The sequence below is a fragment of the Bacillus cereus group sp. BfR-BA-01379 genome (genome assembly GCF_022663605.1).
In the GTDB taxonomy this organism is placed as follows: domain Bacteria; phylum Bacillota; class Bacilli; order Bacillales; family Bacillaceae_G; genus Bacillus_A; species Bacillus_A mobilis.
This window is the reverse complement of record NZ_JAKUFT010000047.1, coordinates 13,996-38,231: the sequence shown is the minus strand read 5'-3', so window position 1 is coordinate 38,231 and position 24,236 is coordinate 13,996. Positions and strand designations below refer to the sequence as shown.

Sequence of the window (24,236 nt, the reverse complement as noted above, 5' to 3'; positions counted from 1 at the left end):
GATAGACAACAAATGACATTTGAAGTTGAAGAGCAATATCAACACTTTGGTCTTGTACATTTGTTGGCGATTTCAGGGTCGCATATCGTATTGTTAATGGCGATCGTGTATTTTATTTTTCTAAGAAGTGGTGTGACGAGGGAGGTAGCGACAGTATGTCTTATCTTTTGTATTCCTCTATATATGATATTAGCAGGAGCATCACCGTCTGTTATAAGAGCTTCTATAACGGGAGTTTTGATGTTGATTGCTTTCATATGTTCTATTCGTTTATCTAGCTTAGATGCTTTAAGCATAACAGCTATATGTATGCTTATATTTGATCCGTATCTTGTGTTTAATATTGGCTTTCAGTTTTCTTTCGTTGGTAGTTTTGCTTTACTTTTGTCGGCTCCGATTTTACTAGAGAGTAGTAATGGAGTAATCCGAAATTCTATTTATATTTCTCTTATCTCACAGCTCGTTAGTACTCCGATTTTGTTATATCACTTCGGTTATTTTTCTCCATATAGTATTTTTCTTAATATCCTATACGTTCCGTTTTTATCTCTCGTTGTATTGCCGTGTAGTATTATTATTTTGGTATGTATACCGATCGTCCCATTTCTTGCAAAAGGACTTGCGAATGTACTATCAATAGGTTTGAATCTTTCTAATGATTTTCTAATTTATTGTGAAAGTTTACCATTTATCCGCCTTGTTTTCGGACAAACGTCTATATTTCTTGTAGCTCTATATTGCGCGAGTATTGTTAGTATATTGATGGTTTGGGAAAGGCGAATGTCGAAGGGAATTATGTTTATGGCTTCGGGTATATTGATTTTTGTTTGTACATGTCATTATGTATATCCGTATTTTCGAGAAAGTGGGAGTGTTACATTTCTTGATGTTGGACAGGGGGATGCAATATTAATTCGCCTTCCGTACGATAAAGAGATTTACCTCATTGATACCGGTGGAACAATTCGTGTAAATAAGGAAGAATGGCAACGGAAAAAGCATGAATTTTCTGTTGGAAATGATATTTTAATCCCTTATTTACAAAAGGAAGGCATTAAAACAATCGATAAATTAATCGTAACGCATGGAGATGCAGATCATATAGGTGCTGCGCAAGAGTTATTATCAAATATAAATATAAAAGAAGTTGTATTTGGCCGAAAGGAACAAGATGCGGTATTAGAAAAAGTGTTAAAGAAACAGGCGTTAGAAAAGGGAGTGAAAATAAGCGAAGTGGGGGAAGGAGAGAGTTGGAATGTAAATGATGCGGAATTTTTTGTGTTAGCTCCAACAGGGAAAGCAAGAAGTGAAAATAACGCTTCCATTGTAATATGGGCAAAATTAGGAGGGTTAACGTGGCTGTTTACAGGTGATTTAGAAGAAGAAGGAGAGAAGTTTTTGATAGCTACGTATCCAGATTTACGGGCGGATGTTTTAAAGGTGGCTCATCATGGGAGTAATACGTCATCTATAGCGTCTTTTTTGAACGCTATACAGCCTGATGTAGCGATTGTTTCTGCCGGTGAGCGTAATAGGTATGGGCATCCTCATAAGGAAGTTATAGAGCGTTTTGAGAAGATGGAAATTGAAATATGGCGTACGGATAAGCAAGGCGCTATTTCCTATGTTTTTAAAGCAGAACAGGGAACCTTTCGTAGCAAAATCACATATGATGAAACACATAATAGATAAAAAGAAGACTGCCAGTAAGCAGCAGTCTTTAAGAACCGATAAATTTAATAACAGTTGCAATGATGAAAAGTGTTGCGAAAAAACCAAATGAGACGATAAATCCTACCCCTGAATCAATAGCGTCATTGCGTTTACTTTGAACATTTTGTTCAAAATCATTCATTTAGAATCCCTCCCCAACATTCCACTTTAGTATAAAATATTGTCAGAAAAAAATCTACAATTTCCAGTATGAAGAGAAATCGAGCGTTCCTACTACTTTTAGATCATGAAGGAGCGTGAGTTTTTTGTTTCCAAGCATGTTAACAGTTGGCACTTATACTCGAATTTTTATTGTGAATAATAAAGGGAAGGTGATTACCGCACACCAATAAGAAACCCGGGACTTATTGCGTGGCGTTTAATATAAATAAAGGGACGGGTTATACAGCCTGTTCCTTTGTACTTGTAAAACGAAAGCTAGGGCATTAGTATAAATATATATTGCCAAGTTAGGGAGTAGGGAAAAGTATGAGTGATATACATAAAAAGATTAAAAAGAAGCAGTTTGCTCCGTTGTATTTAGTGTATGGAACGGAAGCGTTTTTTATAAATGAAACGATAAAGCTTATTACAACAGAAGCGCTTGAAGAGGAAGATCGCGAGTTTAATGTTGTGACATATGATTTAGAAGAAGCGTATTTAGAAGATGTGGTTGAGGATGCACGTACACTTCCTTTTTTCGGAGAACGTAAAGTGCTATTAATAAAATCACCACTATTTTTAACTTCACAAAAAGAAAAGTTAGAGCAAAATATAAAAATTTTAGAGGAATATATTGGGGAGCCTTCTCCATTTTCTATTCTTGTTTTTGTTGCGCCTTACGAAAAACTTGATGAACGAAAAAAAATTACAAAACTATTAAAGAAAACAGCGGACGTAGTAGAAGCGAATGCGATGCAAGTGCAGGATGTTCAGAAATGGATTGTGGCGCGTGCAGATGAAGTGCATGTGCATATTGATAATGCAGCTGTTAGTTTGTTGTTAGAGCTCGTGGGAAGTAATGTAACGATGTTGGCGAAGGAAATGGACAAGTTAACGTTATACGTCGGCATGGGTGGAGAGATTAGCCCGAGACTTGTTGCAGAGCTTGTGCCAAAATCGGTTGAACAAAATGTGTTTGCTTTGACAGAAAAAGTGGTAAAAAAAGATATCGCGGGTGCGATGCAAATTTTGGATGGATTATTTACGCAGCAAGAGGAACCTATTAAACTGCTTGCATTATTAGTAAGTCAATTCCGCTTACTGCATCAAGTGAAAGAGTTACAGCAGCGTGGTTATGGGCAAAATCAAATTGCGTCTCATATTGGTGTGCATCCATATCGTGTAAAGTTGGCGATGAATCAAACGAAGTTTTTCTCTTTTGAAGAATTAAAAAAGGTGATTATAGAATTAGCGGAAGCTGATTATAGTATGAAAACTGGAAAAATGGATAAGAAACTTGTGCTTGAGTTTTTCTTAATGCGGTTAAATCATATGTGATGATACAAAAAAGTTCACGTGCTTAGCGCGTGAACTTTTTTTGTATATAAAAAAACGATCCAAATGGATCGTTTTTTAAACGCCTTACGCGTTTACTTGTTTCGCTAAGCGAGATTTTTGACGAGCTGCAGCGTTTTGGTGGATAAGACCTTTACGAGCTGCTTTGTCAAGTTTTTTAGAAGCAGTTTTGAAAGCTTCTTTAGCATTTTCAAGATCGTTATTAGTAACTAAAGCTTCTACAGTTTTAACAGCAGAACGCATGTCAGACTTGATAGAAGCGTTATGTGAACGACGCTCTTCGCTAAGTTTAGCGCGTTTGATAGCAGATTTGATGTTTGCCATACTTTTCACCTCCCTGGTGCAATCGAATGACTCGATTCTTAACATAGAACAAGTGATATTCTATCAAACGGTGAAGAGAATTGCAATAGCATATCAATGAAATTTCACGTAAAGGAAAGAATGACCTTATATAACTTTGGGAAATCTAACGATATTTACTATGAATTACGGAGGAGATACGATGAAAGAACCATTAGATTTAAGTAAATATAGCGTTAGAACTGACCTTGCTGTAGAGGCACATCAAATGCTGCAAGAGCGCCAAGAAGAGCAAAATGGGATACAAGGAGTTATTGTGAAAGAGAGGGAAGAAGAAGGTATTACCATTACGAAAGTAACGATTGATGAAGTTGCCTCTGAATCAATGGGTAAAAAACCTGGTAATTATTTAACACTTGAAGTACAAGGTATACGTCAACAAGATACAGAGCTGCAACAAAAAGTAGAGCGCATTTTTGCAAAAGAATTTTCTTATTTCTTAGAAGATGTTGGTGTTACGAAAGAAGCGAGTTGTTTAATTGTGGGTCTGGGGAATTGGAATGTAACGCCAGATGCGCTTGGACCGATAGTTGTAGAAAATGTATTGGTAACGAGACACTTGTTTCAATTGCAGCCTGAAAGTGTAGAAGAAGGGTTTAGACCTGTTAGTGCAATTCGGCCGGGGGTAATGGGAATTACAGGGATTGAAACGAGCGATGTTATTTATGGAATCATTGAGAAGACAAAGCCAGACTTTGTCATTGCAATTGATGCATTAGCTGCCCGTTCTATTGAACGAGTAAATAGCACGATACAAATTTCTGATACGGGAATTCATCCTGGATCGGGTGTTGGGAATAAGCGTAAGGAACTTAGTAAAGAAACATTGGGTATTCCTGTTATTGCGATTGGTGTCCCGACCGTGGTAGATGCCGTTTCGATTACAAGCGATACAATTGATTTTATTTTGAAACATTTTGGACGGGAGATGAAGGAAGGAAACAAACCTTCCCGATCTTTGTTACCAGCTGGCTTTACATTTGGAGAAAAGAAAAAGTTAACAGAAGAAGATATGCCGGATGAAAAGAGTCGGAATATGTTTTTAGGTGCTGTAGGTACACTGGAAGATGAAGAGAAGAGAAAATTAATTTATGAAGTGTTATCTCCTCTTGGACATAATTTAATGGTGACTCCGAAAGAAGTGGATGCTTTCATAGAGGATATGGCAAATGTAATAGCGAGTGGTTTAAATGCAGCCTTGCATCATCAAATTGACCAAGATAATACAGGAGCATATACACATTGATGGGAAGAGACGATAATCATGTAAGCCGCTTTTCGCTTTTATGTATATGTAGTGCGGCCATATGTTTACTCATGATAATAGCAGGGGTGGCACTTGCTAATCATGGTTTGAAAAGTATGAAAGGTTATCAGCAAATGTCGTATGAACAAATCGCCCATATGACAGGAACAGAGGGTGCGGGTGCAGCATCAGAAATTTTGGGAAGTTCATTTTCCGTTACTGAAAAACAAAAACAATTAGAAAGCTTAAAGAGTTTTAATGTTGTAGAAGGAATTGGTATGGCAATAGCAAGTGCTACTTATGAAGTAACAAAGTTTGGAACGGATATAGTTATTGGGAAAGTGAAAGAGATTTTTAGTTAAGTGTAGCAAGAAGAACGGTTGTCTTACCATTTTGTACGGCAGCCGTTTTTTAATTTGAAAAAGGTTTGTCTCTTATGGTTTGTTCGCATAAGATATAGATAGAATGATTTGTATTGTAAGCAGCACGAGTTTTCATTGAATCTTTGCTGCTCTATTGATATAATCAGTGCTAGTGTATATTGGCGAGACTATTAGGAGTTGAGAACATAGATGAACAAAGAAGAAAGAGCAAAAAGACAGTCCAAAATTCGTAATTTCTCTATCATTGCTCATATTGACCACGGAAAATCAACGTTAGCAGACCGTATTTTAGAGAAAACAAACGCGTTAACACAACGTGAAATGAAAGCTCAATTGCTTGACTCTATGGATTTAGAGCGTGAGCGTGGTATTACAATTAAATTAAACGCAGTACAGTTAACGTATAAAGCAAAAGACGGTGAAGAATATATTCTTCACTTAATTGATACACCAGGGCACGTCGACTTTACGTACGAAGTATCTCGTAGTTTAGCGGCTTGTGAAGGTGCAATTCTTGTAGTGGATGCAGCGCAAGGTATTGAGGCGCAAACGTTAGCGAACGTATACTTAGCGCTTGATAACAATTTAGAAATTTTACCGGTTATTAATAAAATCGACTTACCAAGTGCAGACCCAGAACGTGTACGTCAAGAGGTAGAAGATGTAATCGGTTTAGATGCATCAGAAGCTGTACTTGCTTCTGCAAAAGCTGGTATTGGTATTGAAGATATTTTAGAACAAATCGTTGAAAAAGTACCAGCACCAACAGGTGATTCAGAAGAGCCGTTACAATGTATGATCTTTGACTCTTTATATGATCCGTACCGCGGTGTAATCGCTTATATCCGTGTTGTAAATGGAACGGTAAAAGTTGGCGACAAAGTACGTATGATGGCAACTGGTAAAGAATTTGAAGTAACAGAAGTAGGTGTATTTACACCGAAGACTACGCAACGTGATGAGTTAACTGTAGGTGATGTAGGTTTCTTAGCAGCATCGATTAAAAATGTTGGTGACACACGTGTTGGTGATACGATTACACATGCTAAGCGTCAAGCTGCAGAGCCGTTAGCAGGTTATCGTAAATTAAACCCAATGGTATTCTGTGGTTTATATCCAATTGATTCTGCACGTTACAACGACTTACGTGATGCGTTAGAAAAATTAGAGTTAAACGATTCTGCACTTGAGTTTGAACCAGAAACATCTCAAGCACTAGGATTTGGTTTCCGTTGTGGATTCTTAGGACTTCTTCACATGGAAATCATTCAAGAACGTATTGAACGTGAATTTAAAATTGACTTAATTACAACAGCGCCAAGCGTTATTTATAAAGTGTATTTAACAAACGGTGAAGATGTAATTGTTGATAACCCATCTAATATGCCAGATCCACAGTCTATCGATCGCGTAGAAGAGCCGTTTGTGAAGGCTTCAATTATGGTTCCGAATGACTATGTTGGAGCTGTAATGGAAATTTGCCAAGGTAAACGTGGAACGTTTATTGATATGCAATATTTAGATGAAACACGTGTTACATTAACATATGAAATCCCATTATCAGAAATCGTATATGATTTCTTCGATCAATTGAAATCAAATACAAAAGGGTATGCATCATTTGATTACGAGTTAATTGGTTATAAACCATCTAAACTTGTGAAAATGGATATTCTTTTAAATAATGAACAAGTGGATGCTTTATCATTTATCGTACACCGTGATTCAGCGTATGACCGTGGTAAAGTAATCGTAGAGAAATTAAAAGAATTAATTCCAAGACAACAGTTCGAAGTGCCAATTCAGGCGACTATCGGAAACAAAGTTGTAGCACGTTCTACAATTAAGGCGATGCGTAAAAACGTACTTGCAAAATGTTACGGCGGTGACATTTCTCGTAAGCGTAAACTTCTTGATAAGCAAAAAGAAGGTAAAAAACGTATGAAGTCTGTTGGTTCTGTAGAAGTACCGCAAGAAGCATTCATGGCTGTACTGAAAATGGATGACAACTAATAATTGATTGTTATTTCATGCGAATTGATATAAAAAAGAAGTCGTCTATACGGCTTCTTTTTTTATATCATTACTTTTTAGACAACGTAGCTTCTCTCATTTACAATGGTGAGAGAGCTTTTTAGTTCATATAGAGTTAGGAGTTTGTTAATGTCCGAAAATATTCGAAAAGATATTCACGAGAAAATACAAAATGGCAATTTTAATTGTGAAAAGGAATTGACGCTTTCTATTATTAGTGGGAAGTGGAAAGTTGTGATACTGTGGCATCTTGGTGTGGAAGGGCCTCATCGTTTTAGTGAATTGCAACGATTATTCCCAAGCATTTCTCATAAAGTTTTGTCGAATCAATTAAAAGAGTTAATGGAAGATGGGATTGTTGATAGAACAGTATACCCAGAAATTCCTCCGCGAGTGGAGTATTATATGACGGAATTAGGCATGTCGCTTTTACCAATCGTTGAAATGATGTATGATTGGGGAAAAATGCGAATGGAGCAAATTCGTAATACGTTAGAGAAGTAAAGAAGCCTCCCGAGCGCGGAGGTTTTCTTTTTAGAAAGGTAGGAGTTATATTTGGTGCAAGCTGCATATATTCATATTCCGTTTTGTCAGCATATTTGTCACTATTGTGATTTTAATAAAGTATTTATTGAACGCCAACCGGTTGATCAATATTTAGAGTATTTAGAGAAGGAAATAATAAATACAGTCCAAAAGGTACCGTTTGATAGTATGAAAACGATTTTTGTTGGTGGAGGAACCCCGACAGCGTTAAATATGGAGCAGACAAAAAAGTTACTCGATATTATAAACCGTCGCTTACGTCCGTTTGCTCCGAATTGTGAATTAACATTTGAAGCGAATCCAGGTGATTTACCGAAAGAGAAGTTACATGTATTGCTAGAAGGTGGAGTGAACCGAATTAGTTTTGGTGTGCAAACATTTCGGGATGAGTTGCTTGAGAAAATTGGGCGTAAGCATACGAGGGAAGATGCATTTGTAGCAATTAGAGAAGCGCAGGAAGTGGGCTTCAAAAATATAAATGTAGATATTATTTATGCTCTGCCAGGGCAGACGATAGAAGATGTGAAAGAAACGTTAGATATTGCTTTTACGCTCGGTGTACAACATTTCTCGGCCTATTCATTAATTGTGGAACCGAAAACTGTGTTTTATAACTTAATGAATAAAGGGAAATTAAGACTTCCAGGTGAAGACCATGAAGCAAAAATGTACGAAATGGTAATGGATGAAATGGAGAAACACGGCTATATCCAGTATGAAATTAGCAATTTCTCAAAAGGTGATAATGAAAGTAGACATAATCTCACATACTGGAATAATGAAGAGTATTATGGATTTGGAGCTGGGGCACATAGTTATGTAAATGGAGAACGTATCCAAAATGTAGGACCGCTCAAGCAATACTTCAACAAAATCGACGAAACTGGATTTCCGTATTTAGATGTTCACGCGGTGACGGAGAAAGAAAGAATGGAAGAAGAGTTGTTCTTAGGACTTCGAAAAACAAAAGGTGTATCTAAAATAGGATTTCAAAAGAAATTTAATATGGAAATGGATCAAGTTTTCGCGAAGCAGTTACAAAGCAACCAAGAACAAGGGTTACTTGAAGAGATCGATGGATATGTTCGTTTAACGCGAAAAGGAAAATTATTGGGGAATGAAGTATTCCAATCATTTTTGATTGACTAATTAAATGTTCCATTAACGTGAAAAAGTTTCATTATTTCGTGACGTTTCCGTTGACAATTGAATGTCAATTTTGGTAAGTTATTAATAGATTTAGCACTCGAAGACAAAGAGTGCTAACAGAGGTGATGATGAGATGCTTACGGAACGTCAGCTCTTAATTTTACAAACAATTATTGATGACTTTATTGGATCAGCGCAACCTGTTGGATCGAGGACGTTGGCTAAGAAAGATGAAATTACGTTTAGTTCAGCTACTATTCGAAATGAAATGGCTGATTTAGAGGAACTGGGATTTATTGAAAAAACGCATAGTTCTTCAGGACGTGTTCCTTCTGAAAAAGGATATCGTTTTTATGTAGATCATCTTTTAGCGCCGCAAAACTTACCGACCGATGAAATTGTACAAATTAAAGATTTATTTGCTGAAAGAATTTTTGAAGCGGAAAAGATTGCACAGCAATCGGCTCAAATTTTATCAGAGCTTACGAATTATACGGCCATTGTTCTTGGACCGAAGTTAAGCACAAATAAACTTAAAAACGTACAAATTGTACCGCTTGATCGTCAAACTGCAGTCGCTATTATTGTAACGGATACAGGGCATGTACAAAGCAAAACGATTACCGTTCCGGAATCTGTTGATTTATCAGATTTAGAAAAAATGGTGAATATTTTAAATGAAAAGCTGTCAGGCGTACCAATGGCAGAACTGCATAACAAAATCTTGAAAGAGATTGTTACAGTTTTACGTGGGTATGTTCATAATTACGATAGTGCAATAAAAATGTTAGATGGTACATTTCAAGTTCCTTTATCGGAAAAGATATACTTTGGAGGAAAAGCAAATATGCTTTCGCAACCAGAGTTCCATGACATTCACAAAGTAAGATCCTTACTGACGATGATTGATAATGAAGCTGAGTTTTATGACATTTTGCGTCATAAACAAGTAGGTATTCAAGTGAAAATAGGTAGGGAAAACTCTGCGACGGCCATGGAAGATTGTAGTTTAATTTCTGCAACATATTCGATTGGAGAAGAGCAACTTGGAACAATTGCTATTTTAGGTCCAACAAGAATGCAATACTCTCGGGTAATTAGTTTGTTACAGTTATTTACGAGACAATTTACTGATGGACTTAAAAAGTAAATGAGAGTAATACATTCGCTCAAGTAATGGAATTTTCATTGCTGTGTGTAATATATAATGCTTAGGTAATTGTGCTCAGCATAATACCTAATACCTTTTAAGGAGGTGAATATTGTGGAAGAGCGTAACGAACAAGTGGTAGAAGAAGTAAAAGAAGCTGTCACGACAGAAAACAGTGAAGAAACTGTAGAAGAAAAAAGTGAGGCTGCTCTTTTACAAGAAAAAGTAGATGAGTTACAAGCGAAACTAACGGAAACGGAAGGTCGCACATTACGTCTACAAGCAGATTTTGAAAATTATAAGCGTCGTGTCCAAATGGATAAACAGGCTGCTGAAAAATATAGAGCACAAAGTCTAGTTTCAGATATTTTGCCAGCTCTTGATAATTTTGAAAGAGCGATGCAAGTGGAAGCAACTGATGAGCAAACGAAATCCTTGTTACAAGGTATGGAAATGGTGCATCGTCAATTGTTAGAAGCGTTGACTAAAGAAGGTGTTGAAGTGATTGGATCTGTTGGTAAACAGTTTGATCCTAATGAACACCAAGCTATTATGCAAGTAGAAGATAGTGAATTTGAATCAAACGCGGTAGTTGAAGAATTCCAAAAAGGTTATAAACTAAAAGACCGTGTGATTCGCCCATCAATGGTAAAAGTAAATCAATAAATTTACATAAAAGTAGGAGGATTCGCCATGAGTAAAATTATCGGTATTGACTTAGGTACAACAAACTCTTGTGTAGCTGTTATGGAAGGTGGAGAACCAAAGGTTATCCCAAATCCAGAAGGAAACCGTACAACACCATCTGTTGTAGCTTTCAAAAATGAAGAGCGTCAAGTTGGGGAAGTTGCAAAGCGTCAAGCAATTACAAACCCAAATACAATCATGTCTGTTAAACGTCATATGGGTACAGACTACAAAGTAGAAGTTGAAGGTAAAGATTATACACCTCAAGAAATTTCTGCAATCATTTTACAAAACCTAAAAGCTTCTGCTGAAGCATACTTAGGTGAAACAGTTACGAAAGCTGTTATTACAGTACCTGCATACTTCAACGATGCAGAACGTCAAGCAACAAAAGATGCTGGTCGTATCGCTGGTTTAGAAGTTGAGCGTATCATTAACGAACCAACAGCAGCAGCGCTTGCTTACGGTTTAGAAAAACAAGATGAAGAGCAAAAAATCTTAGTATATGACTTAGGTGGCGGTACATTTGACGTATCTATCCTTGAGTTAGCAGACGGAACATTCGAAGTTATTTCAACTGCTGGTGACAACCGTCTTGGTGGAGATGACTTTGACCAAGTTGTTATTGACCACTTAGTAGCTGAGTTCAAAAAAGAAAATAACATTGATTTAAGCCAAGATAAAATGGCACTTCAACGTTTGAAAGATGCAGCAGAAAAAGCGAAAAAAGATCTTTCTGGCGTAACACAAACACAAATTTCATTACCATTCATTAGTGCTGGAGCTGCTGGTCCATTACACTTAGAATTAACATTAACAAGAGCGAAATTCGAAGAGCTTTCAGCAGGTCTTGTTGAAAGAACGTTAGAGCCAACTCGTCGTGCATTAAAAGACGCTGGTTTTGCTCCAAGCGAATTAGATAAAGTTATCCTTGTTGGTGGATCTACTCGTATCCCAGCTGTACAAGAAGCTATTAAACGTGAAACTGGTAAAGAACCATATAAAGGTGTAAATCCTGATGAAGTTGTAGCATTAGGTGCTGCAGTTCAAGGTGGCGTACTTACTGGTGATGTAGAAGGCGTACTATTATTAGACGTAACTCCACTTTCTTTAGGTATTGAAACTATGGGTGGCGTGTTCACGAAATTAATCGAGCGTAACACTACAATTCCAACAAGTAAGTCACAAGTATTCTCAACAGCTGCTGATAACCAACCGGCAGTAGACATTCACGTGTTACAAGGTGAGCGTCCAATGTCAGCTGACAACAAAACATTAGGTCGTTTCCAATTAACAGACCTTCCGCCAGCACCACGTGGTATTCCACAAATCGAAGTAACATTCGATATTGATGCGAACGGTATTGTTAACGTACGTGCAAAAGACTTAGGAACAAGCAAAGAGCAAGCTATTACAATCCAATCTTCTTCAGGTCTTTCTGATGAAGAAGTAGATCGTATGGTACAAGAAGCAGAAGCAAATGCTGACGCTGACCAAAAACGTAAGGAAGAAGTTGAACTTCGTAACGAAGCTGACCAACTTGTATTCCAAACGGATAAAGTTGTAAAAGATTTAGAAGGTAAAGTGGATGCAGCTGAAGTTGCAAAAGCAACAGAAGCGAAAGAAGCACTACAAGCTGCGATCGAGAAGAACGAGCTTGAGGACATCCGTGCGAAAAAAGACGCTTTACAAGAAATCGTACAACAATTAAGTGTTAAATTATACGAGCAAGCTCAAGCAGCTGCAGGGCAAGCAGAAGGTGCACAAGGAGCACAAGATGCTGGCGCGAAGAAAGACAATGTAGTAGACGCTGAGTTTGAAGAAGTAAAAGAAGATAAGTAATATAAATAAGTAAGATGACAAAAAGTCAAAGTCAAGCGTGCCTTGGCTTTGGCTTTTTTCATGAATGAGAAGAAAAGTGTGAGGTTCTTAAGTTTTTTACTTTGCATACTGTAAGTGAGGAAACTTTGTTGCAAAGCACTTTCTTTCGGTGTTAAAATTACGTTTATGTGAAAGATTCGGGGGTTGTAAATTTATGAGTAAACGAGATTATTATGAGGTCCTTGGACTTAGCCAGGGTGCTTCAAAAGATGAAATAAAAAAAGCGTATCGTCGTTTGGCAAAAAAATACCATCCAGACGTAAGTAAAGAAGAAAATGCAATTGAAAAGTTTAAAGAAGTACAAGAAGCATATGAAGTATTAAGCGACGATCAAAAGCGCGCGCAATATGATCAATTTGGTCATGCTGGTGCAAATCAAGGTTTCGGTGGCTTTGGCGGCGGTGGAGACTTCGGCGGTGGCTTCGGTTTCGAAGATATCTTTAGTTCGTTCTTTGGCGGCGGTGGTGGTAGACGTCGTGATCCAAATGCTCCGCGTCAAGGTGCTGACTTACAATATCAAGTTACTTTAGAGTTTGAAGAAGCTATTTTTGGTAAAGAATTAAATGTCGAGATTCCAGTAGAAGATCCATGTGATACTTGTAAAGGTAGCGGAGCGAAACCAGGAACTTCAAAAGAAACATGTAAACATTGTTCAGGTTCAGGGCAAGTAAGTGTAGAACAAAATACACCATTTGGTCGTATCGTAAACCGTCAAGCTTGTGGTCATTGTTCAGGAACTGGTCAAATGATTAAAGAAAAATGTACGACATGTCACGGTTCTGGTAAAGTACGTAAACGTAAAAAAATCAATGTTAAAATTCCAGCAGGTATCGATAATGGTCAACAAATCCGTGTATCTGGAAAAGGTGAAGCGGGTGTAAATGGCGGACCGGCAGGAGACTTATATGTAGTTGTTCATGTAAGAAATCATGAATTCTTTGAGCGTGAAGGAGATCACATTATTTGCGAAATGCCATTAACATTTGCGCAAATGGCACTTGGTGCTGAAGTGGAAGTTCCTACTGTTCATGGGAAAGTGAAGCTGAAAATTCCAGCAGGAACACAAACAGGAACAGAATTCCGCTTAAAAGGAAAAGGTGCTCCGAACGTACGTGGATACGGTCAAGGAGATCAATATGTAGTTGTTCGTGTTGTTGTACCGACGAAATTAACTTCACATCAAAAAGATTTATTACGTGAATTTGCGGGACAAGAAGAGCAGGATGATAGTCTATTTGGAAAGCTTAAACGTGCTTTCAAAGGGGAATAATGGAAATAAAAAATGGAGTTGGTAAATTGTGAAATGGTCAGAAATTAGTATTCATACAACAGAAGAAGCAGTAGAAGCTGTCTCTCATATTTTACATGAAGCTGGTGCTAGCGGAGTTGCGATTGAGGATCCAGCGGAGTTGACGAAAGAGCGCGAGCAACAATATGGTGAAATTTATGCATTGAACCCAGATGAATATCCGGCGGAAGGTGTATTAATAAAAGCATATTTCCCGCAAACGGATTCTTTACATGAAACGATTGCAGGTGTAAAATCATCTATTGATATGCTTCCATCTTACGACATCGAAATTGGTACTGGAAATATTACAGTTAACGAAGTCAATGAAGAAGATTGGGCAACTGCTTGGAAAAAATATTACCATCCAGTACAAATTTCTGATACATTCACAATTGTGCCGACGTGGGAAGACTATACACCATCTTCTCCGGAAGAAAAAATTATTGAATTAGATCCAGGTATGGCGTTTGGGACGGGAACTCATCCGACAACAACGATGTGTATTCGTGCTTTAGAAAAAACAGTTCAGTCAGGTGACACTATTATTGATGTAGGAACAGGTTCTGGTGTACTTAGTATTGCAGCAGCAAAATTAGGTGCGTCTGCTGTTCAAGCGTATGATTTAGATCCGGTTGCAGTTGAAAGTGCAGAAATGAATGTACGTTTAAATAAAACAGATGATATCGTGTCTGTTGGACAAAATAGTCTTTTAGAAGGCATTGAAGGTCCTGTTGATTTAATCGTAGCTAACTTATTAGCAGAAATTATTCTATTATTCCCTGAAGATGCAGCGAGAGTTGTGAAGCCAGGTGGATTATTTATTACATCGGGCATTATTGCTGCGAAGGAAAAAGTAATTTCTGAAGCGTTAGAAAAAGCTGGATTTACAATTGAAGAAGTGTTACGAATGGAAGATTGGGTAGCAATTATTGCACGAAATGCGTAATATAGATTTTAGTCTATAATGAAAAGGGGAGTCTCTCACTATAAAGTGAGGGACTTGCCGTTTGTTATATGAAAAATGATAACGTTTCGTTCTTTTCGTAAGTATTGACTTACGAAAGGAACGAAACTCTACTAAGGTGATTATATGCAACGTTATTTTGTAGAAGAGAAATATGTAAATGAGACAAGTATTCGCATTGTAGGTGATGACGTACATCATATCGCAAGAGTGATGCGTATGTCAGCTGGTGATCAAATTTATTGCTGTGTAAACGGAAAAACAGCCGTATGTTCAATTGATGAAATTACCAGTGAATTTATTAATACGGCTATTGTAGAATGGGTAGAGGCGTCAAGTGAACTTCCTGTTTTCGTGACGATTGCAAGTGGACTGCCGAAAGGAGACAAGCTAGAGTTAATTTTTCAAAAAGGAACTGAGCTTGGGGCAGCTGCATTCTTACCATTTCAAGCATCTCGATCTATTGTAAAATGGGATGCGAAAAAAGCTGATAAAAAAGTTGAGCGTTTAAGAAAAATTGTGAAAGAAGCTGCGGAACAATCGCATAGAAGTGAAGTTCCAGAAGTACATGCTCCGGCATCATTTAAACAATTGCTTTCGATGAGTGGTGAGTATGATGTTTGTCTTGTTGCTTACGAAGAGGAAGCAAAACAAGGGGAGAAATCTAACTTTGCGAAAGCTTTAACGATGATGAAACCAGGTCAAAAGCTATTGATTGTATTTGGCCCAGAAGGCGGTTTAGCTGAGGAAGAGATTACAACGCTTCGTGAACATAAATTTGTACCATGTAGTTTAGGACCAAGAATTTTAAGAACAGAAACGGCGCCGTTATACGCGTTAAGTGCTGCTTCGTATCATTTTGAATTGATGGGGTGATGATCGATGTCAACTGTTGCGTTCCATACGTTAGGTTGTAAAGTAAACCACTATGAAACAGAAGCCATTTGGCAATTGTTTAAACAAGGTGGATATGAAAGAACTGAATATGAAAAGAAATCTGATGTATACGTTATTAATACGTGTACAGTAACGAATACGGGAGATAAGAAAAGCCGTCAAGTTATTAGACGTGCTGTTCGCCAAAACCCGGATGCGGTTATTTGTGTAACTGGATGTTATGCACAAACATCTCCAGCGGAAATTATGGCGATTCCAGGTGTAGATATTGTAGTTGGTACACAGGATCGTGAAAAGATGTTAGGATATATCGAAGAATTCCGCAAAGAGCGTCAGCCAATTAATGCTGTCCGCAACATTATGAAAACACGTGTATACGAAGAACTGGATGTACCTTATTTCACGGATCGTACACGTGCATCTTTAAAAATACAAGAAGGTTGTAATAACTTCTGTACATTCTGTATTATTCCTTGGGCGCGTGGTTTAATGCGCTCTCGTGATGGGAAAGAAGTTATTAAACAAGCGCAGCAATTAGTAGATGCAGGCTATAAAGAAATCGTATTAACAGGTATTCATACAGGTGGGTACGGTGAAGATATTAAAGATTATAACTTAGCTGGATTACTTCGTGATATGGAAGCGGAAGTAGGCGGATTAAAACGTCTTCGTATTTCTTCTATTGAAGCGAGCCAGATTTCAGATGAAGTAATTGAAGTGTTAGATAAGTCTGAAGTAGTTGTACGTCACTTACACATTCCGTTGCAATCTGGATCTAATACAGTATTAAAACGTATGCGTCGTAAGTATACGATGGAATTTTTCCAAGAACGCTTAGATCGTTTGAAAGAAGCGTTACCAGGTCTTGCGATTACATCTGACGTAATCGTTGGTTTCCCAGGTGAAACAGAAGAAGAATTCATGGAAACATACAATTTCATTAAAGAGAATCGCTTCTCTGAGTTACACGTATTCCCTTACTCAAAACGTACGGGAACACCTGCAGCGCGTATGGAAGATCAAGTTCCTGAAGATGTGAAGAACGATCGTGTTCACCGTTTAATTGAACTATCTAATCAATTAGCGAAAGAGTATGCGTCACAGTTTGAAGGCGAAGTACTTGAAATCATTCCAGAAGAGCAATTTAAAGAGGGCGACCGCGAAGGGTTATATGTAGGTTATACAGATAACTACTTGAAAATTGTATTTGAAGGATCAGAAGAATTAATTGGTAAACTAGTGAAAGTAAAAATTACGAAAGCTGGTTATCCATATAACGAAGCGCAATTTGTTCGTGTTCTTGAAGATGATGTAAAAAAAGAATCAGCAAGCGCATAAAGTGAAACTTTAATCAGTGGGGTTCATCCCCACTAATTATCAGCCTGACCCCCACCTAACTTCTTTATTTTCGCTGAATTTAGAGATGGGGGTCTTACTGCCCGGTAAATAGTGGGATAAAAAGCGTGCAAACGGAAACGATTTGCATGCTTTCTTTTTTGGGGAGAAGTTAAGTGCTGAAAAGGCAGGTACGTTGAATGAGTGGTTATTTCATACTTTCTTGTATTAAAAAAGGTGTAATGATAAAAATATAGTTGTCTTCAGGGGAAAAGGAGAATAGCTATCTACATAGCTTTTGAACAGGGAAGGGCATCTATTCTTCTTTTATTCTGCCAAATAGTTGACCTGAAGTGATAAAATGTATTATAATCGTAAAAGACATGCTGAAGAAGGGTTTCTTTTTGCATGCTGAAATTAGTATGTAAGTGTGATGTTTCGGAGGGAGGGAAAGAGAATGTCAAAAACAGTCGTTCGTAAAAACGAGTCTTTGGAGGATGCACTTCGCCGTTTTAAAAGATCGGTTTCTAAAACTGGTACACTTGCTGAAGCAAGAAAGCGCGAGTTTTATGAAAAGCCAAGTGTAAAACGTAAGAAGAAATCTGAAGCGGCAAGAAAGCGTAAATTCTAAGAGAGGGTGTAAGTTATGAGTCTTCTCGGTCGTTTAAACGATGATATGAAACAAGCGATGAAGAATAAACAAAAAGAAAAATTAACCGTTATTCGTATGGTTAAGGCTGCTTTACAAAATGAAGGTATTAAACTGCAACATACTCTTACTGAAGAAGAGGAATTAACAGTTTTAGCTCGTGAAGTAAAACAGTATAAGGACTCCCTCCTTGAATTTAAAAAAGCTGGTCGTGAAGACCTTGTTAATAAACTGCAAAGTGAAATTCAGATTTTAAGCGCATATTTGCCGGAGCAATTAACAGAAGAAGAACTAGCGAATGTAATTAAGCAAGTAATTTCTGAAGTTGGTGCGACTTCTAAAGCAGATATGGGTAAGGTGATGACTGCTGTTATGCCGAAAGTAAAAGGTAAAACAGACGGATCACTTGTGAATAAGTTGGTTATCCAGCTATTAGCATAAAAAAACGTCTCATTTCGTATGAGACGTTTTTTTATGCTTTTTTTCAGTTTGGACGTGATATTACAAGCCCTTTTTTCATACATATGGGATGAGAGGGGGTCTTTTGAGATGAAAAAATTAGAACAAATGAAGAATTGGTTAACAAAGCAAATAGACCTGCCAGTGGATGTGCTAATGGATCTACCTCGGATCACGCTTGTTGGGCAAGTGCATATCTATATAGAAAATCATCGGGGTTTATTAGTGTTTTCAGATAAAGAAGTAAGATTGTTGTTAAAGCACGGTCAATTATTAATTAAGGGGCAATCCTTTATTATTAAAACAATCCTTCCGGAAGAACTTTTGCTTGAAGGAATAATTGAGCAAGTGATGTTTTTAGAAAACGAAAAAAAAGAGGAGTGAGGGAAACTTCCATATGTGAAGTTTTTCTTCGTTATTTTCGTGATTCGCTCTTGCTATTCAGTTTATCTCTCTAATCATGGTCAGTAAAACTCTTTATTTCATTTTCGTACGAGCTATTTTGCTAAATAAAGTGAAAAAGTAGTGTGTATACTTTTGGAAAGGTAGTGGAGGTAGTAGATGAAAAATAAATGGTTTATAAAGTGGCTTGGATATGTAAAAGTACGAATTGAAGGTAGAGGAGCAGAACGGTTCGTTAACGAATGTGTACGTAGAAAATTATTAGTTTGGGATGTTAAGAAGATTGCTGATGAAACGTTAGTTTTTTGTATGTTATTACGAGATGTGAAGAAAATAAAACCAATTTATAGAAAAAATGAATGTAAGCTATATTTTATTGGGCGTTACGGTTTTCCTTTTTTAAATAAGCGTCTAATTAAAAATAGTGGATTCTTAATTGGTTTTTTAATTTTCTTTTTTGGCATGATTGCATTATCAAATATGGTTTGGAAAATTGAAATTACAGGAGCGAAACCTGAAACAGAATATATATTGATGAAAGAATTGGACAAAATGGGTATTAAAAAAGGGAAATTACAATTCCAAATGCCTAATGTAGAAGATGTACAGCGTCATTTGACAGACAATATTAATGCGATTACTTGGGCGGGACTAGAAATAAGAGGGACGACATATCATTTTAAAATTGTTGAAAAGAATGAGCCGGAAAAAGAAAAGGAACAAAGGCCGCAAAATTTAGTAGCAAAAAAAGAAGCGATTGTTACAAAAACATTTGTTGAAGTAGGAAAACCAGTAGTCTTGAAAAATGACCATGTCGAAAAAGGACAGCTTCTCGTATCAGGGATATACGGTAATGAGGAGAGTCCGACGATTGTTTCGGCGAAAGGTATTGTATATGGAGAAACGTGGTACACATCTGAGGTGAATGTACCATTGAAGACACAATTTCAAGTATATACTGGCAATGCATATAATGAACATTACCTTTCATTTGGGAGTGCGAAAATAAAAATATGGGGATTTCAACATGATAAGTATAAACGCTCTCGTACTGAAAGTGTAAAACACGATGTGAAACTATTTGGTTTTACACTGCCAATCGCGTACGAAAAAAATATCGTGCGAGAAGAGGAAGAAGCGAATCGGGAATATACAGAAAAACAGGCAATGAAAGTAGCGAAAGAAATGGCTGAAAAAGAACTAAAGAAAAAATTGGATGAACATGCTATGATTGTAAGTGATAAGATTTTGAGTAAACAGGTTGAGGCGGATCAACTAAAAGTCACATTGCATTATACTGTGATCGAAAATATTGCAGAGCCACAACCAATATCCGAATCCGATATTCAAGGAGACTGAGTAATGGCAGAACAATTAGTAGAAATGAACCAACAATTGGAAAATACTAACGAAGCAATCGCTCTTTTTGGAGTCAATGATGCTCATTTGAAAGTAATTGAACGAGAACTGAATGTATCGATTATAACTAGAGGTGAAACTGTTCATGCATCTGGAGCAGTTGAAACTGTGACACTCGTAGAAAAAATCTTACAGCAATTACTTGTTGTTATTCGAAAAGGTGTATCAATTACAGAAAGAGATGTTGCGTATGCAATTCAGCTCGCACGACAAGGGAAAATTGCTCAATTTGAAGAGTTATATGAAGAAGAAATCTTTAAAACGGCAAAAGGTAAATCCATTCGTGTAAAAACAATGGGACAAAGAAGATATATTCATGCAATGAAGAAAAATGATGTTGTATTTGGAATAGGACCTGCTGGGACTGGGAAAACATACTTAGCTGTAGTGATGGCTGTGAGAGCTCTAAAACAAGGGTATGTAAAGAAAATCATTTTAACGAGACCGGCTGTAGAAGCTGGAGAAAGTTTAGGGTTTTTACCAGGTGATTTAAAAGAGAAAGTAGATCCATATTTACGTCCATTGTATGATGCGTTGCACGATATTCTTGGACAAGAATATACACAGCGTATGATGGAGCGGGGGGTAATTGAAATCGCGCCTCTAGCTTATATGAGAGGGCGTACGCTCGATGATTCATTTGTTATTTTAGATGAAGCGCAAAATACAACGGGTGCACAAATAAAAATGTTTTTAACTAGATTAGGTTTTAGTTCTAAAATGGTTATTACGGGAGACCCTTCACAAGTAGACTTGCCAAAAGGGGTAAAATCAGGGCTTTCGCTAGCTTCTAACATTTTATCTGGTGTATCAGGTCTTTCGTTCATTACATTAGAACAAACGGACGTTGTGAGGCATCCGCTGGTGCAACGTATTATTGAGGCATATGATAAAATGGAATGATCCTATTTGTCAGGATCATTTCTTTTTGTATTAAGGTTGGCGAATGGCATATTTTTTACTATCATAAAAGATAAGAGAAATAAACGATAGGTACTGGTGTATCAAAATGTTGTCTAAAAGTATCGTTGGCTAGAAGAAATGAAAGCTTTAAATAGTTTCACTTTATTTCTGGAGAGGAGAAGGTATTGAAATCATGTTAAGAGCTCAAGAAATTTCTAAGTGGTTTCGTAATTTACAACATTCGAAAAAACTAAGTTGGATTTCTTACGTTTTGTTAGGAGCAGTGCTGTTTTTTGCACTTATGAATAATGTAAAACCAGAGCAATTAGATGTTGATATGTATTCTATTGCGAAAAAAACAATTCATTCTCCTATTAAAATTGAAGATAAGGTTATAACGGACAGGAAAAAACAAGAGGCTGCTCAAAAAGTTGGGGATCAATATACATATAGAAGTGAATATAAACAAAATAGAGTAGATATTGTAAATGATGTTTTTGCTAAGGTAAATGAAGTAATTCAGGAGATGAAAGCTGCTGGACCTGAAGAGCAAAAAAAGATGACCGATGCAAATAAATTAGAAAAGTTGAAGAAGAAGTTACCATCTAATTTCACAAAGGAATTATCTGATGAGAATTTACTGTACTTTATTAATGCAGAACCAGATCAATTAGAATTAGCAAAGAACGCGGCTCTAACGTCTGTTAGTGTAATTATGGGTGGAAATATTAAAATGTCCGAAGAAATAGCGGCAAAAGAGCGATTTGTTAATGAAATGAAAAGCCTCAATGTGAATAGTGGATTGAAGGAAGCTGTGAATGCGCTAGGATCATATGCGATTACAGCAAATTATTTTTATGATCCGGCTGTAACGAAAGAGAAGAAGAAAGCGGAAGAAGATTTAGTTCCGCCTGTTTATATTCTTCAAGGACAAGTTATTGTTAGAGAAGGTGAAACAATTTCAAGTGATATGTATAATCAGTTGAAATTAGTCGGTTTATTAGAGAAAGGCAATAGTTTTCAGCCTTATGTTGGATTAGCGGTGCTCATTGGTGTGTTACTGTACTTTATGCATAAGCAGTTTGAAGTATTTTTACAGCGCAAAAGAGAAGATAGACCGTATATTTTAGCGTATATTACAATTTTGTCTATCACGATTGTTTTAATGAAAACGATTAGTTTATTTCAAAAGCTTGAATATGCAGGAATTGCGTATGTTGTCCCAGTTGCGATGGGAACAATACTTGTAAAACTAATGATTGGCGATCGATTTGTATTTTTGACAAGTATGATTTTTTCTGTGTGCGGAAGTATTATGTTTAATGAAGGAGTAACAAGTACACTGAATTATAGCGTAGGTATTTATGTGCTATTAAGTTCATTATCAGTAAGCATTTTCTTAAGAGAAAAAAATCGTCGTACGATGATTTTGCAAGCTGGTATACTTGTTTCTATCTTGAATGTAGTCGTCTTAGCGGCGTTATTATTATTACGTAATGGGAATTTTTCACCTCTTGAAATTGGAACGCAATTATTGATGGCTTCCGTTTCAGGGATTATCTCATCCGTTTTAGCGATGGGGATATTACCATATTTAGAGAGTGGACTTGGAATTGTATCGAGCATGAAGCTTATGGAACTATCGAGTCCAAATCATCCGCTTTTGCGTAGAATTTTGTTAGAAGCACCAGGAACATATCACCACAGTGTAATGGTAGCGAATCTTTCTGAGGCTGCTTGTGAAGCGGTTGGAGCAAATGGTGTATTAGCACGTGTAGGGGCGTATTATCATGATGTAGGAAAAACAGTACAACCGCAATTCTTTATTGAAAATCAGATGGGAATTGAAAATCCACATGATAAATTAGATCCTGTGACGAGTAAAGATATTATCATTGCTCATGTAACAGATGGAGTCAGGATGCTCGAAGAATACCATATTCCGCAAGAAATTATCGATATTGCTGGACAACACCATGGTACAACGTTGCTTAAATATTTTTATTATAAGGCGATTAAAGAAGATAAAGAGAAATATACAGAAGAGATGTTCCGCTATCCAGGATCAAAAGCAACTTCTAAAGAGTCGGCAATTGTTGGTATTGCTGATAGTGTTGAGGCGGCGGTACGTTCTATGAATCACCCAACGCCAGATCAAATTAATAATTTAGTACAAAGTATTATTAAAGATCGCCTGCAAGATGGGCAATTTAGTGAATGTGATTTGACGTTTAAGGAACTACAAATCGTTGGAAAAACGTTATGTGAAACGTTAAATGGTATTTTCCATTCGCGTATTACATATCCGGAACCACCGGAAGAGAAGGAGAAAGAATGAGTTTATTAATTGATTTCATTGATGAAACAGAAGAAGTGAAAGAAGAATATGTGAATTTAATTCGTGAGATATTAGAAAAAGCAGCTCAAATGGAAAAAATAGAGGATGGTGCGGAGTTATCAGTGACATTTGTAGATAATGAACGCATTCGCGAGATTAATCGTGATTACCGAGATAAGGATCAGCCTACGGATGTCATTTCCTTTGCTATGGAAGAAATGGGAGAAGGAGAAATGGAAATTGTAGGTGCAGAGATGCCTCGTATGTTGGGTGACCTTATTATTTCTATTCCGAGAGCGAAAGAACAAGCTGAAGAGTATGGACATTCTTTTGATCGTGAACTTGGCTTTTTAGCGTTACATGGCTTTTTACATTTACTTGGTTATGACCACATGACAGAAGAGGATGAAAAAGAAATGTTTGGAAGACAAAAAGAAATTTTAGAGGCATTTGGATTAGGTCGATGAAAAAAGGAAAACTTATAAATAGTTTTGGATATGCTATAGCAGGTATATTCTTTTGTCTTCGTCATGAACGAAATATGAAAATTCATTATTTAGCCGCAGTCATTGTTATATGCTGCGGCTTTTATTTCCATATTACGAAAGTAGAGTGGATGGTATTACTTATTGTAATAGGAATTGTAATGAGTTTAGAGATGGTAAATACAGCTGTGGAAAAAACAGTAGATTTGGCGACTACCGATATACATCCGTTTGCGAAAATTGCAAAGGATGTCGCAGCCGGAGCGGTTTTATTGTTTGCGATAATAGCCGTTATAATTGGTGCTATTATCTTTTTGCCGTATGTGGTATAGTTGCATTCCAAAGCTTTTATTGAGCTTTGGAAGTGCCGTAAAGGCCTTTAATCAGAGAGTGTATCTATTCACAGCTGTGGACAGGAAGGATG

24 protein-coding genes are annotated in these 24,236 nt (G+C 37.0%); 22 read left to right on the top strand and 2 right to left on the bottom strand.

All coding sequences use genetic code 11. The features are described 5' to 3' along the window. Positions 1-1,692: DNA internalization-related competence protein ComEC/Rec2 (locus tag MR113_RS17800; RefSeq protein ID WP_242255871.1), on the top strand; the 1,692-nt coding region annotated here is incomplete at its 5' end. Between the two features lie 28 nt (positions 1,693-1,720). Here MR113_RS17800 and MR113_RS17795 read toward each other — a convergent pair. Then, positions 1,721-1,855: a YqzM family protein gene (locus MR113_RS17795; protein WP_000997609.1), complete on the bottom strand. Its 135-nt coding sequence runs from the start codon at positions 1,853-1,855 to the stop codon at positions 1,721-1,723. 347 nt (positions 1,856-2,202) lie between these two features. On the opposite strand from MR113_RS17795, the gene holA reads away from it, so the two are divergent. Next, entirely contained in the window at positions 2,203-3,213 is a 1,011-nt protein-coding gene (holA, locus tag MR113_RS17790; protein ID WP_242255868.1) for a DNA polymerase III subunit delta, read from the top strand. A gap of 84 nt (positions 3,214-3,297) precedes the next feature. On the opposite strand, the gene rpsT is transcribed toward holA, so the two are convergent. Continuing rightward, the gene (gene rpsT, locus MR113_RS17785; protein ID WP_001274014.1) at positions 3,298-3,555 is read right to left on the bottom strand and encodes a 30S ribosomal protein S20; all 258 of its coding nucleotides are present in this window, start codon (positions 3,553-3,555) and stop codon (positions 3,298-3,300) included. Positions 3,556-3,736: 181 nt separating this feature from the next. On the opposite strand from rpsT, the gene gpr reads away from it, so the two are divergent. The 20 genes from gpr (at position 3,737) to MR113_RS17685 (ending at position 24,144) form a co-directional block, all read left to right on the top strand. After that, the gene (gpr, locus tag MR113_RS17780; protein WP_061677289.1) at positions 3,737-4,840 is read left to right on the top strand and encodes a GPR endopeptidase; all 1,104 of its coding nucleotides are present in this window, start codon (positions 3,737-3,739) and stop codon (positions 4,838-4,840) included. Further along, the gene (locus MR113_RS17775; RefSeq protein WP_242255874.1) at positions 4,840-5,202 is read left to right on the top strand and encodes a YqxA family protein; all 363 of its coding nucleotides are present in this window, start codon (positions 4,840-4,842) and stop codon (positions 5,200-5,202) included. The genes gpr and MR113_RS17775 overlap by 1 nt, the downstream gene beginning before the upstream one ends. A 210-nt stretch (positions 5,203-5,412) precedes the next feature. Further along, positions 5,413-7,236, top strand: coding sequence for an elongation factor 4 (lepA, locus tag MR113_RS17770; RefSeq protein WP_001030962.1), 1,824 nt, complete (start codon positions 5,413-5,415; stop codon positions 7,234-7,236). Positions 7,237-7,386: 150 nt separating this feature from the next. Continuing rightward, positions 7,387-7,761 carry a winged helix-turn-helix transcriptional regulator gene (locus MR113_RS17765; RefSeq protein ID WP_001293536.1) on the top strand — a complete coding sequence of 125 codons (375 nt, stop codon included), beginning with the start codon at positions 7,387-7,389 and terminating at the stop codon, positions 7,759-7,761. Positions 7,762-7,812: 51 nt separating this feature from the next. Next, complete coding sequence (hemW, locus tag MR113_RS17760) at positions 7,813-8,952, top strand: radical SAM family heme chaperone HemW (protein WP_098597103.1); 1,140 nt, start codon at positions 7,813-7,815, stop codon at positions 8,950-8,952. Between the two features lie 133 nt (positions 8,953-9,085). Beyond that, a complete protein-coding gene (hrcA, locus tag MR113_RS17755) occupies positions 9,086-10,102 on the top strand; it encodes a heat-inducible transcriptional repressor HrcA (RefSeq protein ID WP_097819250.1) in 1,017 nt (338 codons plus the stop codon). 114 nt (positions 10,103-10,216) lie between these two features. Next, positions 10,217-10,768: a nucleotide exchange factor GrpE gene (gene grpE, locus MR113_RS17750; RefSeq protein ID WP_097819251.1), complete on the top strand. Its 552-nt coding sequence runs from the start codon at positions 10,217-10,219 to the stop codon at positions 10,766-10,768. A 27-nt stretch (positions 10,769-10,795) separates the two neighbouring features. Next, positions 10,796-12,631 carry a chaperone protein DnaK gene (gene dnaK, locus MR113_RS17745; RefSeq protein ID WP_063260788.1) on the top strand — a complete coding sequence of 612 codons (1,836 nt, stop codon included), beginning with the start codon at positions 10,796-10,798 and terminating at the stop codon, positions 12,629-12,631. A gap of 193 nt (positions 12,632-12,824) precedes the next feature. Then, the gene (gene dnaJ, locus MR113_RS17740) at positions 12,825-13,940 is read left to right on the top strand and encodes a chaperone protein DnaJ (RefSeq protein WP_000043953.1); all 1,116 of its coding nucleotides are present in this window, start codon (positions 12,825-12,827) and stop codon (positions 13,938-13,940) included. A 28-nt stretch (positions 13,941-13,968) separates the two neighbouring features. Next, positions 13,969-14,907 carry a 50S ribosomal protein L11 methyltransferase gene (gene prmA / locus MR113_RS17735; RefSeq protein ID WP_242255867.1) on the top strand — a complete coding sequence of 313 codons (939 nt, stop codon included), beginning with the start codon at positions 13,969-13,971 and terminating at the stop codon, positions 14,905-14,907. A 144-nt stretch (positions 14,908-15,051) separates the two neighbouring features. Next, positions 15,052-15,801: a 16S rRNA (uracil(1498)-N(3))-methyltransferase gene (locus MR113_RS17730; RefSeq protein WP_242255865.1), complete on the top strand. Its 750-nt coding sequence runs from the start codon at positions 15,052-15,054 to the stop codon at positions 15,799-15,801. Positions 15,802-15,807: 6 nt separating this feature from the next. Continuing rightward, positions 15,808-17,160, top strand: coding sequence for a tRNA (N(6)-L-threonylcarbamoyladenosine(37)-C(2))-methylthiotransferase MtaB (gene mtaB, locus MR113_RS17725; protein WP_061677306.1), 1,353 nt, complete (start codon positions 15,808-15,810; stop codon positions 17,158-17,160). A gap of 454 nt (positions 17,161-17,614) precedes the next feature. Beyond that, the gene (rpsU, locus tag MR113_RS17720; protein WP_000048061.1) at positions 17,615-17,788 is read left to right on the top strand and encodes a 30S ribosomal protein S21; all 174 of its coding nucleotides are present in this window, start codon (positions 17,615-17,617) and stop codon (positions 17,786-17,788) included. 15 nt (positions 17,789-17,803) lie between these two features. Then, positions 17,804-18,247, top strand: a complete 444-nt coding sequence (locus MR113_RS17715) for a GatB/YqeY domain-containing protein (protein ID WP_000054579.1) — start codon at positions 17,804-17,806, stop codon at positions 18,245-18,247. A gap of 108 nt (positions 18,248-18,355) precedes the next feature. Continuing rightward, the gene (gene yqfC, locus MR113_RS17710; protein ID WP_242255863.1) at positions 18,356-18,649 is read left to right on the top strand and encodes a sporulation protein YqfC; all 294 of its coding nucleotides are present in this window, start codon (positions 18,356-18,358) and stop codon (positions 18,647-18,649) included. A 177-nt stretch (positions 18,650-18,826) separates the two neighbouring features. After that, entirely contained in the window at positions 18,827-20,026 is a 1,200-nt protein-coding gene (gene yqfD / locus MR113_RS17705; RefSeq protein WP_242255860.1) for a sporulation protein YqfD, read from the top strand. A gap of 3 nt (positions 20,027-20,029) precedes the next feature. Beyond that, a complete protein-coding gene (locus MR113_RS17700; protein WP_242255858.1) occupies positions 20,030-20,989 on the top strand; it encodes a PhoH family protein in 960 nt (319 codons plus the stop codon). A gap of 193 nt (positions 20,990-21,182) precedes the next feature. Then, positions 21,183-23,327, top strand: a complete 2,145-nt coding sequence (locus MR113_RS17695; RefSeq protein WP_242255853.1) for an HD family phosphohydrolase — start codon at positions 21,183-21,185, stop codon at positions 23,325-23,327. After that, a complete protein-coding gene (gene ybeY / locus MR113_RS17690) occupies positions 23,324-23,794 on the top strand; it encodes an rRNA maturation RNase YbeY (RefSeq protein WP_000054689.1) in 471 nt (156 codons plus the stop codon). Before MR113_RS17695 ends, ybeY begins: the two co-directional genes overlap by 4 nt. Continuing rightward, positions 23,791-24,144, top strand: coding sequence for a diacylglycerol kinase family protein (locus tag MR113_RS17685; RefSeq protein WP_000715483.1), 354 nt, complete (start codon positions 23,791-23,793; stop codon positions 24,142-24,144). Before ybeY ends, MR113_RS17685 begins: the two co-directional genes overlap by 4 nt. Positions 24,145-24,236: the final 92 nt, after the last annotated feature.